Consider the following 14,194-nt stretch of genomic DNA (forward strand, 5'->3'; position numbering starts at 1 on the left):
AGGAGTTCAGCGTTTGACGACGCTGGCCGATTCAATGACGACCGGCGTTGCCGGCACGTTCTGATACACACCCTTGCTGGTCGTGGCGACACCCTTGATTTTCTCGACGGTGTCCATGCCGGCCACCACCTTGCCGAAGACGGCATAGCCGTAGCCGTCCGGGTTGGGGTAGTCCAAGCCCGCATTATCCTTCACATTGATGAAGAATTGCGCGGTGGCGGAATTCGGGTCCGACCTGCGTGCCATGGCGATGGTGCCGGCCGCATTCTTCAGGCCGTTTTGCGACTCGAGCGGAATCGGCGCGCGCGTGGGTTTCTCGGACATCTCGGGCGTGAAGCCGCCGCCCTGGATCATGAAGCCGTTGATCACGCGGTGAAAGATCGTGCCGTTGTAGAAGCCCGAGTTCACGTATTGCAGGAAGTTCTCGACCGTCTTCGGCGCCGCCTTGGGGTTGAGCTCGACCACGAAGCTGCCGGCCGACGTCTTGAACTGCACCCGCGGTTGCGCCTGCTGCGTGGCGGCGCCCGCTGCGCTCGGGGGCGAGTCCGCGAAGGCGCTCACGCTCGCGCCGGCCAACGCTGCAGCGGCGAGTGCGCCGGTGAGCAGCGTGCGACGCAGGCGATTCGGAAAGGACATGCGTTTGTCTCCGTAATGAATGAAGGAGGAAGGAACGACGAATGAAGGGCGAACGGGCGATGAACGAGGGCGCCGGTTCGAGAGGCCGCGAAAGGTCTAGTTGCCCGACTTGCCGACGTTGCGCAGCGCCGCGTCGTCGCCGGCCTTGGGCGCGGAGGGCGCCTGGCTGACCGGGGCGGCGCGCTGCGGCGCGAGCATGTTCGAGAGGATCTTCTCGCGGTTCGACACGCGTGCCGTGGGCGCGAGCTTGAGCGACTTCTGATAAGCCTGCTGCGCGAGTTTCGCGTAGACGTCGCCCAGGTTCGAATACGCCACGGCGAAGCCCGGATTGTTGCGGATCGCGCTCTCGAGCGCGGCGCGCGCCTTGTCGTATTCGCCGGCCTGGGCGTAGAGCGCGGCCAGGTTGTTGTAGGGCTCGGGCAGTTCGGGGAAGTCCTGCGTGAGTGCGGTAAAGGCGTCGATCGCCTCGGCGTTGCGGCCCATCTCCATCAACACGCGTCCTCGTGTGAAGCGCACCTGCGCGTCGCGCGGATACTGCTTGAGGTGTTCGTCGATCTTCGCGAGCGCTTCGCCGAAGTTGCCCTTGTCGACCAGTTTGTTGATGGCCGACTCGCTTGCCTGCTGCGGCGTTTGCAGCGGTGCGGGCGGCGGCGGATCGATGATCGCCTGCGCGCCGGCCGGCAGGGTGAACAGCGCGCCTGCGAGGCCGAGCGTCGCGCCGACGAGCGCGAGCGAGCGCGCGCGGCGTGCGGCTGCGGCAGGTGAGCGGCGTCGGGAGAGAAGGCGCGTTGCGGGGTGCGAAAGTGACCGGCTGGGTTGCGTCATAGTGGGTGCTTGGGATACCTGAGAGGTGCGCAAGAGATGCTATACTCGGCCGCATTCTAACAAAACACCTGCGCCCGACCCGCGCCATTTGTCCTGCTGGCGGCGGATGCGGTTCGCAGGTTCGTTTTTTCTACCGCACGGCGCGCAGCCCGCCTCGCGATGTCGCGTTCGCTCGCACGGTTTCGATCGTGCGCCGGCGTCGACGACATCGTCGCAGCGTCCGGCGCTGCTGCCGCCCGCTGCGACGATGGTCAAGCGCTTATCTATGGATTCACTCCGCGTCTACAACTCGCTCGCGCGAGACAAACAGCCGTTCGTACCCCTCGTTCCCGGCGAAGTTCGCATGTATGTCTGCGGGATGACGGTGTACGACTACTGTCACATCGGTCATGCGCGCGTGATGGTGGTGTTCGACATGGTGCAGCGCTGGCTGCGCACGCTCGGCTATCGCGTGACCTACGTGCGCAACATCACGGACATCGACGACAAGATCATCAAGCGCGCCGTGGAAAACGGCGAGACGATGCGCGAGCTCACCACGCGCTTCATCGCGGCCATGCACGAAGACGCCGATGCGCTCGGCGTGCAGCGTCCCGATCACGAGCCACGCGCGACCGAGTTCATTGGCCAGATGGTCGACATGATCGGCATGCTGCAGCGCAACGGCTATGCCTATCAGGCCGAAGACGGCGACGTGAACTACGCCGTGCGCAAGTTCGCCAATTATGGTCAGCTCTCGGGCAAGTCCATCGAAGACCTGCGCGCGGGCGAGCGCGTGGCGGCCAATACGGCCAAGCAGGACCCGCTCGACTTCGTGCTGTGGAAGCGCGCCAAGGACACCGAGCCGGAAGAGTCGAAGTGGGCCTCGCCGTGGGGGCGGGGCCGTCCTGGCTGGCATATCGAGTGCTCGGCCATGAGCTGCGAGCTGCTCGGCAACCATTTCGACATTCACGGCGGCGGCGCCGATCTTCAGTTCCCGCACCACGAGAACGAGATCGCGCAGAGCGAGGGAGCGACGGGCGAGACCTTCGTGAATTACTGGATGCACAACGGCTTCGTGCGCGTGGACAACGAGAAGATGTCCAAGTCGCTCGGCAACTTCTTCACGATTCGCGAGGTGCTGGCGAAGTTCGACGCCGAGGTCGTGCGCTTTTTCATCCTGCGTGCGCAATATCGCAGCCCGCTCAATTACAGCGACGCGCACCTGGAAGATGCCCGCGGCGGTCTGACGCGTCTGTACACGGCGCTCAAGGACGTGCAGGGCGACGGCGCCCCGCTCGACTGGAACGAGCCGTTCGCGCAGCGTTTCGCGGCGGCCATGAACGACGACTTCAACACTGCGGTGGCCATCTCGGTGCTGTTCGAACTCGCCGGCGAAATCAACAAGCAGCGCGATCGCGCGCTCGTGCGTCAGCTGCAGGGGCTTGCGGGCACGCTCGGGCTGCTTGGCCGCGATCCGCAGACGTTCCTGCAGGGAGCGGCCGGCGGCGAGGCGGCGGGCGACGGCGATGCGCTGCGCGCGTCCGTCGAGGCGCGCATCGAGGCGCGGGCACGGGCCAAGCGCGAGCGCAACTTTGGGGAGGCCGATCGCATCCGTGCCGAATTGCTGGCCGAGGGCATCGTGCTGGAAGATCGTCCCGGAGGCGCCACCGAATGGCGTCGTGCGTGAGCGCGACGCATCGAGGCAAAAACTCATGGTGACTCGTAAATCCGTGGCCGCGAAGGTGGCGACCAAGACCGCGTCGACCCAGCGCGCGACGAAGACGACCAAGCCGGCAGCGCCGCTCGACGGCGCCCGCCGCGCACCGGTCGCCAAGCGCTCCGGAACCGGCATCGCGGTCGTGGCGGGCAAGACTTCCACGCGCGTTGTGGAGGAAGCGCCGGCAACGAAGACCGCCAAGGCAACCAAAGCGACCAAAGCGAGGGCGGGGGCGGGGGCGGGAGCGGGAGCGGCGGCCGCGGCAGGCCCGGCGCGCAAGCGTGCGCAGCCGGCGAGTCCGAAGGAAGCGACGCCGCGCACTGCCGGCAAGGTCGCGCCCCGGGCGAGCGGGAAGCCGGGCGCCAAGGTCGCACGCAAGGTGACGTCGAAACCGGGAGTGCCGGCCGCTTCCGGTACGGCCTCCACGCGCCGCGTCATCGCCAAGCGCGACGGCGAGACGCGCATCGTCACGCCCGCCATCGAGCGCATCGAAGGCGAGATCGTCGAGGCGAAGGTCGCCGGCGTGGTGCCGTTGCCGGTCGCCCCAGGGGCGACGCGTCCCGCGTTCTGGGATCAGGCGTGCGCCGATCTGATGAAGCGCGACCGCATTCTCAAGAAGCTCATTCCGCAGTTCGGCCCGGCGCATCTGACCGGTCGCGGCGAGCCGTTCGTCACGCTCGCGCGCTCGATCGTCGGCCAGCAGATTTCCGTCAAGGCGGCGCAGGCCGTGTGGGATCGGGTCGTGGCGATCTGCCCACGGCTCACGCCGGCGCAGTTCATCAAGGCCGGGCACGACGCGCTTGCCGGCTGCGGCCTGTCGCGGCGCAAGGCCGAGTACATTCTCGATCTGGCGACGCACTTCAAGTCGGGCGCGTTGCACGTGGACGCCTGGGCGAGCATGGACGACGAGGCCGTGATCGCCGAGTTGACCGGCATTCGCGGCATCGGCCGCTGGACGGCCGAAATGTTCCTGATGTTCAACCTGCTGCGCCCGGACGTCCTGCCGCTCGACGACGTCGGGCTCATCAACGCGATCAGCGTCAACTACTTCAGCGGAGAGCCCGTCACTCGCAGCGAAGCGCGTGAAGTGGCCGCCAACTGGGAGCCGTGGCGCTCCGTTGCCACCTGGTACATGTGGCGCAGTCTCGAGCCGGTGCCGGTTCAATACTGATTGTTCAGCGAAGGACGTATAATCCGCGTCCATTCCGTCTCATTGATTCATTATTCGCGTCTATTGCGGGTCATGTGGCGATGAAAGTTGCCTATCTCGACCGGCCGGGCGTTGCCGGCGGTACAATACGCTGCCGCATTTCCGGGGAAACCTGATGAAGAACACCTTTTTGGATTTTGAACAGCCGATCGCCGAACTCGAAGCGAAGATTGAAGAACTGCGCTTCGTGCAGGACGATTCAGCCGTCGACATTTCCGAAGAGATCGAGCGCCTCTCAAAGAAGAGCCAGCAGCTCACCAAGGACATCTACACCAACCTGTCGCCCTGGCAGGTTTCGCAAATCTCGCGTCATCCGCAGCGTCCCTACACGCTCGACTATGTGCGCGACATCTTCACCGACTTTCACGAACTGCATGGCGACCGCACGTTTGCGGACGATCACGCCATCGTGGGCGGCATGGCGCGTTTCAACGGCCAGGCCTGCATGGTGATCGGCCATCAGAAGGGGCGCGACACCAAGGAGCGTGCGCTGCGCAATTTCGGCATGCCGCGTCCCGAGGGCTATCGCAAGGCCATGCGTCTGATGAAGCTCGCCGAGAAGTTCGGGCTGCCGATTTTCACGTTCGTCGATACGCCGGGTGCGTATCCGGGCATCGACGCGGAAGAGCGCGGCCAGTCCGAGGCCATCGGTCACAACCTGTACGTGATGGCAGAGTTGAAGACGCCGCTGATCACTACGATCATCGGCGAGGGCGGTTCGGGCGGCGCGCTGGCCGTGGCCGACACGGTCATGATGCTGCAGTTCTCGACCTATTCCGTGATTTCGCCGGAAGGCTGCGCGTCCATTCTGTGGAAGAGCGCGGCCAAGGCGCCCGAAGCGGCCGAAGCGCTGGGTCTCACGGCGCATCGCCTGAAGGCGCTGGGGCTGATCGACAAGATCGTCAACGAGCCGCTCGGCGGCGCGCATCGCGATCCGCTCGGCATGGCCGGCATGCTCAAGCGTGCGCTGGCCGATTCGCTGCGTCAGTTCCAGGGCATGAGCCACAAGGAACTGCTCGAGCGCCGTTTCGAGCGTCTGATGAGCTATGGCAAATTCAAGGAAGCCGGCGCGAAGTAAAGCGCCCGGCGGTGCGTCGTCGCCCGTCGTGGCGATGACGCCGGCGCCGACGCCGCATCAAGAATTATCCGCTGCCGCGTTCGCATCTGCCCGATGCGACGCGGCAGTGGCACATATGGACGTCGCTTTGTGCCTCGCGCTTTCGGCGCACGTCGTCTGCCCTGCGTCTTGCCCGTCGCCCAACGCTACCTCTGCTGGCCCTGCCACCCCTGCCGCGCCCGCTCACGTCCCGCGCCTTGCGCTCGCGTTGAGCGGCGGCCTCGACTCGATGGTGCTGCTCGATGCGCTCGCGCATTGGGTGCAGGCGCGCCGCGCGGCCGGCGAGATCGTGGCTCAACCGTTGGCAATTCACGTTCACCATGGGTTGTCCGAGCATGCCGACGCGTGGGCGACCGTGTGCGCACGAGAGGCGAAACTGCGCGGTTTCGCATTCGTGCTCAAGCATGTCACGGTGCCGCGCAACGCGAAGCAGGGCATCGAAGGCGCGGCGCGCGCGGCCCGATACGAAGCACTGGCCGAGGGTTGCGAGGCGTATGGCGCCACGTGGCTGCTCACGGCGCATCATGCCAACGACCAGGCCGAGACCGTGCTGTTGCAGATGTTGCGCGGCGCGGGATTGCCGGGGGTGGCGGCAATGTCCGCGCATGGCGCGCTGCCCGTGGTCGGACGCAGCGCGCGCACTGTGCGACTGCTGCGTCCGCTGCTCGATGTGTCGCGCGAGGCGATGCGCGCGTATGCGAAGGCGCGTTCGCTCGCGTGGGTCGAGGATCCCTCCAATGACGATCGCCAGCACTTGCGCAATGCGTTGCGCCACGACGTGATGCCGGCGATCGCCGCGCATGTGCCGGCGTATCGCGAGACGCTGGCACGATTCGCGCGGCATGCGGCGCAGGCGCAATCGCTGCTCGATCAACTGGCCCAGCTCGATTTCGAGCGTGCTGCCGTGGTCGCGGCGGGCGAGCCGAACGAGGCGGGGCGCGCGGCGTTGCAGCGAAGCGCCGTGCAGGCGCTCGACGCCGGGCGGCTGGCCAACCTGTTGCGGTATTGGGTGGCGCGCGAAGGATTGGCGATGCCGCCGCAGGCGCGGCTCGACGAGTGGGTGCGTCAGATTCGCGACGCGCAGCCCGACGCGTCGCTCACTCTGCCGCATGGCGATGCGGTGTTGCGGCTGTACCGGGACGTGCTGCAGTGGACGCCCGTGTATGACTATGCGCGTGCCGACGGCGTGGAGGACGACGTGGTGCTGCACTGGACGGGGCAGCGCGAGTGGCGTTTGCCACAATGGCAGGGAAGCGTGGTGTTCGCCCCGGCGCCGGCGGGCGAAGCGTGTGGGGCGTCGATCGACGAGGCCGCGTTGCGCGCGAAGCCGTTGGTCGCCCGGGCGCGTGTGGGGGGCGAACGTTGGCGCGAGCACGCGGCGGGCCATTCACGTTCGCTCAAGCATTGGTTTCAGCATCGGGGCGTGGCCGCCTGGCTGCGGCATGTGCCCGTCGTGTGGCAGGGTGACGAAATCGTCTTCGTGCCGCGCTTGGGCATCGACGGCGTGGCGCAGGAAAAGGCGGGCGGCGGGGCGCGATGGACGATGACGTGGCGAGACGAAGCGTGAATGGGTGCGACTTGGGGGGCGCCATGCGCACATAACACGCCGTCCACACGGAGAAAAACAGCAGAATCTGCTGCCGGATGCCGCCGGCGATACCGCACACAGTGCAATCTGCGCCAAACCGCCTCCATCGCGATACATTCGTGCGATAATCAAAAGTTCCGCGAATCGAAACGTCACCGGCCCCTCATGTCAGGTGCCCGCGCAGGATTCATAAACGGTTTTAAATCAATGTGTTAGCAATGTTATGGCTCTGATCGTACACAAATACGGCGGCACGTCGATGGGCTCGGTGGAGCGCATCAAGAATGTCGCCAAGCGCGTGGCCAAGTGGCATAAGGCCGGTCACAAGATGGTGGTGGTGCCGTCGGCCATGTCCGGCGAGACCAATCGTCTGCTGGGCCTCGCCAAAGAGATTTCGGCCCAACCCGATCCGCGCGAACTCGACGCCATTGCCGCCACCGGCGAGCAGGTGAGCGTCGGCCTGCTGGCGCTCGCGCTCAAGGAAGCGGGCGTCGACGCCGTGAGCTATGCCGGCTGGCAAGTACCGATCAAGACCGACAGCGCTTTCACCAAGGCCCGCATTTCCGAAATCGACGACACGCGCGTCATGGCCGATCTGAACGCCGGCCGCGTCGTCGTCATCACCGGCTTCCAGGGCATCGATCCGAACGGCAACGTTACCACGCTCGGCCGTGGCGGCTCCGACACCTCGGCCGTGGCCGTGGCTGCTGCGCTCAAGGCCGACGAGTGCCTGATCTACACCGACGTCGACGGCGTCTACACGACCGACCCGCGCGTGGTCGACGAGGCGCGCCGGCTCGACAAGGTCACCTTCGAGGAGATGCTGGAAATGGCCAGCCTCGGCTCCAAGGTGCTGCAGATCCGTTCGGTGGAATTCGCCGGCAAGTACCAGGTCAAGACTCGCGTGCTGTCGAGCCTGACCGACCCGATGATCGCGCTCGACGAAGAAGCGCGCTCGGGCACGCTGATTACTTTTGAGGAAGACGAACAAATGGAAAAGGCCATCATCTCGGGTATCGCATTCCAGCGCGACGAGGCCAAGATCACCGTGCGCGGCGTGCCGGATCGTCCGGGCATCGCCTACCAGATCCTCGGCCCGATCGCCGACGCGAACATCGACGTCGACATGATCATCCAGAACCTGAGCGTGGACGGCAAGACCGACTTCACGTTCACGGTGCCGCGCGGCGAATACCAGCGCGCCATGGCGCTGCTGCAAAGCGACGTGCAGGGCCACATCGGCGCGGCCGAAGTCGTGGGCGATCCGAAGGTCTCCAAGGTGTCGATCGTCGGCGTGGGCATGCGCTCGCACGTCGGTATCGCGAGCAAGGCCTTTCGCACGCTGTCCGAAGAGGGTATCAACATCCAGCTGATCTCCACCTCGGAAATCAAGATTTCCGTGCTGATCGACGAGAAGTACATGGAGCTCGCCGTGCGGGCGCTGCACAAGGCGTTCGAGCTCGATCAGGCCTGAGCGGGACGTCGGGCAAAATCGCGCCGCGTGCGCGCGCGTGCATGCGGCGCGAGACGCGATTTTGCCGTCACGATGCGGGGAAATGTCTCCAAACGTGTCGGGCGCATGACAGGCGCGCAAAAAAAGTTGGATTTCGATGCGCATAATGTTTGACGGCATCGCGAACAGTAGGTAATATCACGCCTTCGTTACATCACCTCCCTGATGTGACGACAAGTTTGGGAGACGTGGCCGAGAGGTCGAAGGCACTCCCCTGCTAAGGGAGCATCTGGGCCAAAACCTGGATCGAGGGTTCGAATCCCTCCGTCTCCGCCAAGTCGCCTTGGCGGAACACCCCCGGCTCTTCGCGGAGAGCCGGGGGTTTTTTCTTTCCCGAGTTCGCGCGTTGGCGATATCTCGCGCGTCGATTTCATCTCTTCTTCGAGCGAGGACAACGATGTCGATCATCACCACCGATTCCGGCCTGCAATACGACGATCTGCAAGTGGGCGACGGCGCCGAAGCCACCCCGGGCAAGACCGTCACCGTTCACTATACCGGCTGGCTCACCGACGGCCAGAAGTTCGATTCCAGCAAGGATCGCAACGATCCGTTCGCCTTCGTGCTCGGCGGCGGCATGGTCATTCGCGGTTGGGACGAAGGCGTTGCCGGCATGAAAGTCGGCGGCAAGCGCAAGCTGGTCATCCCGCCCGAACTGGGCTACGGCGCGCGCGGCGCCGGCGGCGTGATTCCGCCCAACGCGACGCTGGTCTTCGAGGTCGAACTGTTGGACGTCTGAACCATCGAATGCCGTGCATGATGCACGGCGGTGCAACAGACACCCCCGGTGCCTCGCAGGCATCGGGGGTGTTGTCTTTTTACGTGAGCCTTCGCTTCGTCACGAGCGCGAGGGACGCAAAGGAGCCTTCACGAGGTGTCTCACTCAGCAACGCCTGTTTCAAGATTCTGGTTTCCGTTCTCGCTGGTTCTCTTCGAGTTTGCCGTCTACATCTCGAACGACATGATCATGCCGGGCATGCCGCTCGTCACGCGCGAATTCGGCGCGTCGGCCGACATGACGACGCTCGCGCTCACGGCCGCCATGCTCGGCAACGCCAGCCTGCAGTGGCTGCTCGGCCCGCTGGCCGATCGCTTCGGGCGTCGTCGCGTGCTGCTCTGCGGCCTCGGCATGTTCGTCCTCGCGTGCCTGGCGATGCACTACGTGCGGACCATGCCGCAGTTCATCGTGCTGCGCTTCCTGCAGGGCATGGGCTGCTGCTTCGTGCTGACCGTCGGTTATCCGACCGTGCACGAGGCTTTCGAGGAGAAGACCGCCGTGCGCGTGATGGCGCTCATGGCGAACGTGTCGCTGCTCTCGCCGCTGTTCGGGCCGCTCGCAGGCGCGGCCGTCGTGTCGTACTGGCCGTGGCGCAGCATCTTCTGGCTGATCGCCATCGTGGCCGTGGGGTCGTTCATCGGACTGTACCGCACCATGCCCGAACTCTCGCGGCATGATCGCAACGCGTTGAACGCGAGGCACCTGTGGGCCGGCTACAGGCTGCCGCTCTCGAGCGCACGCTTCTGGCGCGGTGCGGTACTCACGGGGATCGCCGTGACGCCGTTGCTTACGTGGATCGCGCTCGGTCCAGTGTTCCTGATCGAACGCGCGGGCCTGTCGCAGATGCAATACGCCATGTTGCAGGTGCCGGTGTTCGGGGCGCTGATCCTGGGCAACGTGCTGCTCGCGCGTCAGGTCGGGCGCTGGTCGAACGGCCGGCTGCTCGCCACGGGCGTGGCCGCGATGCTGATCGGAGCGGCCGTGTCGCTCATCGGCACCGCGATCCTCGCGCCGGGGTACCCGGCATTGCTCGTGGGCACGTCGCTGCACGCGTTCGGCATGGGCATGAGCTACGGCGTGGTGTATCGTCAGTCGCTCTTCGCCGTCGACAGTCCAAATCGCGCGACCATTGCCGGCATGCTCAGCATGATCACCATCGTGGTTGCGGTCGCGGTGATCGAAGCGATGAAGCTCGCGTATCTGCATTTCGGCGACGCGGCGCTCGGCATCGGGGCGATGACCGCGGCGGCGGTAGTGGCGGTGCTTGCGGCGAACTTCGTGCCGCCGCCCGCGCATGATGCGCTCGCGCAGCCGGGACGGCAGCCGTAACGTCGTTCGCGACCGCCCCGGCTGCGCGCCGGCGGCGTTCCGGGTCAAGGCCAGCGATATTTTCGCTGGCCTTTTTTTGTGTCGCGACGCAGAACGCGGGGGTGAGGCGACGGACGGCTCACCCGTGTGCGCGTTCGTCGACGACCGGCTCGGTGCGATGCGCGTCGCCCGGCGTGGCATTCGCGCGCGAAGCGTCCGATGAATTTGCCACCGCCGTGGGCGAGGGGGCAGCGGCGCGAGCGGTGGCACGCTCCGGCGTGGAGGCCGACGACGCATGCGCCGCATCGTCGGTCGGCGTTTGCGTCGCGTAATAGTCGCGTTCCCACTTCTCGTGATTCGTCTTCGCCTGCTGAAGCTCCGGCGTGAGCGGGGCGAACGAGAGCAGCAGCTTGTTGAGCCACGACACCGGCGGCCTGCACGGCCGCTCGAAATCCACGAACAGCACCACGCGCGTCTCATCGGTGTCGTTGTGAACCTGATGCGCATAGGCGTCGTCGAAGATCACCGCGTGATTCGCCTGCCACACGTAACGCTGACCGTCCACCTCGATCCAGCATTTCTCGCGCTCGCGCGGCACTTTCAGCGCGAGATGCAGGCGCAGCACACCGTTGTACGGGCCGCGGTGCAACGGAATCTGCTTGCCCGGCGACAGGATCGAGAAGAACGCCGTGCGCAGGCCCGGAATGCCCTCGAGCGCTGCGGCCGTGGCGGGACAGCGCGCGAGATTGCGATGCGCGCGCATGCCGTAGCCGAGAAAGACGAAGGTCTGCCACTGGTGATCCTGCGTGATGGTGGCGACGTCGGGAGAGATCTCGTGGAAGGCGGGCAGGCGACCCGGCGTGGCGAGCACGGCTTCCAGTTCGCGCGCGATGGCCGGCGCCTGCGCTTCGAGTGCGGCAACCCACGGAAACTGCGCGTTGTCGAAGATGGGTTTGTCACCGACCAGTGAGCTGCGGGCAATGCGCCGTTGCGCTGCTTCAACACAGTGGAAAAAGCACTTCGCGAGCCAGCGGGGCAGGGTACGGTTGGGGTTCTGCACGGGCGATCGTGTAGCACTCAACGTCGGCCTCCAGGGCGGATAGGGGGGAACCGGGCCGGCGCGGATGTGTCTTTCAGTGCGGTGAACGCCGGGCTTTTGGGTACAATTGTCGCGCGGTCCGGCCTCGCCGCCAAGCGTCGTGCGGCAAATGTGCGTGAGCTTGCGGTTACGAGGCGTTGCAAGAGGTCCTGAGGACGCGAGGCCAGGGACCGACGAGGGCAGGGGCCGGATGCGTCCGGGCCCCGCAGAGGCTGGCGCTCGGCGACGAGTACGGGAGACGCATGAACGCGCGAACAATACGGCATCCACACATGATCGGGGGCAGGCTCAAGGCCTTCGTGACTTCTCAGGCTTCTTTGGCTGCTTCGGCACCTTCGGCGTATTCAGCGTATTCAGCGTCCTCGGCGCCCGCCGCGTCTCTCGCACGTCGTGCATCCGCCATTGCCACTGCCGCGTCCGCGGCAAACCCGAGCGTTGCGGCCCGCGGCAAGCCGTCGACCGCCCTTGCGGCAATGCCGCGCGCCGCGCTTGGCTGCCGCCGGCTCGCCATGTGTGCGGCGCTTGCGCTCGCCGGGACGCTGGCGTCCCCCGCGGCCCAGGCCAAATATGCCATCGCCCAATACGGCGAGCCGAAGTATCCGCCAGGCTTCACCCACTTCGATTACGTCAATCCCGATGCGCCGCGCGGCGGCACGCTCACGCTCGGCAACCCCGACCGGCGCACCAGTTTCGACAAGTTCAACCCGTTCACACTGCGCGGTACGGCCCCGCCGGGCGTGCTCGCGCTCATGTTCGAGACGCTGGGCACGGGCAGCGCCGACGAGCCCGCCACCGTGTACGGTCTGCTCGCGGACGACATCGCCGTCGCTCCCGACGGCGCGTCGGTCACGTTCCATCTGAACCCCGCCGCACGCTTTAACAACGGCGATCCGGTCACCGCGCAGGACGTCAAGTACTCGTTCGACACGTTGCTCAGCCCGCAGGCGGCGCCAGGCTTCAAAGTGATGCTCGCGGACGTGAAGGGCGTGAGCGTGCTCGACAAGCGGCGCGTGCGTTTCGACTTTCGGCGCGTGAGCCCCGACTTGCCGCTGCTCGTGGCGACGGTGCCGGTGTTCTCGCCGAAGTGGGGCGTCGGCCCCGGCGGCAAGCGCACGAAGTTCGACGCGCTCACGTTCGAGACGCCGATCGCGAGCGGGCCATATCTGATCGAGTCCTACGATGGCGGACGGCGCATCACGTTCCGCCGCGATCCGAATTACTGGGGCAACGATCTGCCGGTGCGGCGCGGCGCCTACAACTTCGAGCGCATCGTCTACAAGCTGTACTCGGACGATATCGTGCGGCTCGAGGGCTTCAAGGCGGGCGAGTTCGACGCCATTACCGAATATCGCGCGCGCAGCTGGGTGCGCAGCTACGTGGGCAAGCGTTTTCGCGACGGTGAGCTCGTCAAGCGCGAATTCGCGCACCGCAATGCCGCGGGCATGCAGGGCTTCATCCTGAACACCCGCCGTGCGCTCTTCAAGGACGTGCGCGTGCGTCGCGCGCTCGATCTCGCGCTCGACTTTCAATGGCTCAACCGCCAACTGTTCTACAACCAGTACCAGCGCATCTACAGCTATTTCAGCAACAGCGACCTGGCCGCGCGCGGCATGCCGAGCGAGGCGGAGCTAAAGCTGCTCGAACCGCTGCGCAGGAAGCTCGATCCGGCCGTATTCGGGCCGATGGTCGAGCAGCCTGCGACGAATCCGCCGGCGAGCCTGCGAGAGAACCTGCGCGAGGCGCGGGCGCTGCTCGCGCAGGCAGGCTGGACCTACCGCGACGGCGCGCTGCGCAACGCGAAGGGCGAGCCGTTCGTGTTCGAGTTCCTCGACGATGGCGGCGCGATGGGGCCGGTCGCCTCGGCGTACAGCCGCAACCTCGCGAAGCTCGGCATCACCCTCAATTTCCGGCAGACCGACTTCGCGCTGTATCAGAAGCGCATCGAGACGTTCGACTACGACATGATCTCGCTGCGTTTTCCCGACGCGCAGATCCCGGGCACCGAGTTGCTCGATCGCTTCGGCAGCCAGTCGGCCGATGTGGAGGGCTCGGACAACGTCATCGGGCTGAAGGACCCGGCCGTCGACGCCCTGATGGGCGAGCTCGTGCGCGCGCACACCTATGAAGACCTCGTGGCCGCCGCACGTGCGCTCGACCGGGTGCTGATGAACGGCTACTACATCGTGCCGCACTGGTTCTCGTCGACGCATCGCATGGCCTACAAGCGCAACCTGCGCTTCCCGGACAAGCTGCCGCTCTACTACACGGCCGAGGGCTGGCTGGTGTCGACGTGGTGGGACGAGAATGCGGCGCGGGGCAAGACGGCTTCGCCGCCGGCGGCGCCGGCGTCCGCGCCATCCGCTTCATCAGGTTCACACTCCCCTTCCTCGTCATCCTCATCCGCACGTTGACGCCATGCAC

At 65.9% G+C, this 14,194-nt stretch carries 11 protein-coding genes and 1 tRNA gene; 9 read left to right on the forward strand and 3 right to left on the reverse strand.

Translation table 11 applies throughout. The features are described from left to right. Positions 1 to 6 precede the first annotated feature (6 nt). Both PNO31109_RS08275 and PNO31109_RS08280 read right to left on the reverse strand, forming a co-directional pair. Entirely contained in the window at positions 7 to 636 is a 630-nt protein-coding gene (locus tag PNO31109_RS08275) for a peptidylprolyl isomerase (RefSeq protein WP_150555112.1), read from the reverse strand. 96 nt (positions 637 to 732) lie between these two features. Beyond that, a complete protein-coding gene (locus PNO31109_RS08280; protein ID WP_150555113.1) occupies positions 733 to 1,461 on the reverse strand; it encodes a tetratricopeptide repeat protein in 729 nt (242 codons plus the stop codon). Positions 1,462 to 1,726: 265 nt separating this feature from the next. On the opposite strand from PNO31109_RS08280, the gene cysS reads away from it, so the two are divergent. The 8 genes from cysS to PNO31109_RS08320 all read left to right on the forward strand — a co-directional run bounded on the left by cysS (position 1,727) and on the right by PNO31109_RS08320 (position 10,695). Continuing rightward, positions 1,727 to 3,130 (forward strand): cysteine--tRNA ligase, encoded by a 1,404-nt coding sequence (gene cysS / locus PNO31109_RS08285; RefSeq protein WP_150555114.1) that lies wholly within the window; start codon positions 1,727 to 1,729, stop codon positions 3,128 to 3,130. Positions 3,131 to 3,302: 172 nt separating this feature from the next. Then, complete coding sequence (locus PNO31109_RS08290) at positions 3,303 to 4,331, forward strand: DNA-3-methyladenine glycosylase family protein (protein ID WP_174966331.1); 1,029 nt, start codon at positions 3,303 to 3,305, stop codon at positions 4,329 to 4,331. 154 nt (positions 4,332 to 4,485) lie between these two features. After that, positions 4,486 to 5,448 carry an acetyl-CoA carboxylase carboxyltransferase subunit alpha gene (locus PNO31109_RS08295; protein WP_150555116.1) on the forward strand — a complete coding sequence of 321 codons (963 nt, stop codon included), beginning with the start codon at positions 4,486 to 4,488 and terminating at the stop codon, positions 5,446 to 5,448. Between the two features lie 115 nt (positions 5,449 to 5,563). Beyond that, complete coding sequence (gene tilS / locus PNO31109_RS08300) at positions 5,564 to 7,054, forward strand: tRNA lysidine(34) synthetase TilS (protein WP_174966328.1); 1,491 nt, start codon at positions 5,564 to 5,566, stop codon at positions 7,052 to 7,054. A 244-nt stretch (positions 7,055 to 7,298) separates the two neighbouring features. Next, entirely contained in the window at positions 7,299 to 8,549 is a 1,251-nt protein-coding gene (locus PNO31109_RS08305; protein ID WP_150555118.1) for an aspartate kinase, read from the forward strand. 221 nt (positions 8,550 to 8,770) lie between these two features. Further along, positions 8,771 to 8,864, forward strand: a tRNA-Ser gene (locus PNO31109_RS08310). Positions 8,865 to 8,985: 121 nt separating this feature from the next. Next, positions 8,986 to 9,327 (forward strand): FKBP-type peptidyl-prolyl cis-trans isomerase, encoded by a 342-nt coding sequence (locus PNO31109_RS08315; RefSeq protein WP_150555119.1) that lies wholly within the window; start codon positions 8,986 to 8,988, stop codon positions 9,325 to 9,327. A gap of 135 nt (positions 9,328 to 9,462) precedes the next feature. Next, entirely contained in the window at positions 9,463 to 10,695 is a 1,233-nt protein-coding gene (locus PNO31109_RS08320) for an MFS transporter (protein WP_150555120.1), read from the forward strand. Between the two features lie 118 nt (positions 10,696 to 10,813). On the opposite strand, the gene PNO31109_RS08325 is transcribed toward PNO31109_RS08320, so the two are convergent. Continuing rightward, positions 10,814 to 11,755, reverse strand: a complete 942-nt coding sequence (locus PNO31109_RS08325; RefSeq protein ID WP_241013872.1) for an aspartyl/asparaginyl beta-hydroxylase domain-containing protein — start codon at positions 11,753 to 11,755, stop codon at positions 10,814 to 10,816. 491 nt (positions 11,756 to 12,246) lie between these two features. Between PNO31109_RS08325 and PNO31109_RS08330 the strand changes: the two genes are divergently transcribed. Continuing rightward, positions 12,247 to 14,184 (forward strand): extracellular solute-binding protein, encoded by a 1,938-nt coding sequence (locus tag PNO31109_RS08330; RefSeq protein WP_150555121.1) that lies wholly within the window; start codon positions 12,247 to 12,249, stop codon positions 14,182 to 14,184. The last annotated feature ends 10 nt before the right edge of the window (positions 14,185 to 14,194 follow it).

The sequence above is a fragment of the Pandoraea nosoerga genome (genome assembly GCF_902459585.1).
Classification (GTDB): domain Bacteria; phylum Pseudomonadota; class Gammaproteobacteria; order Burkholderiales; family Burkholderiaceae; genus Pandoraea; species Pandoraea nosoerga.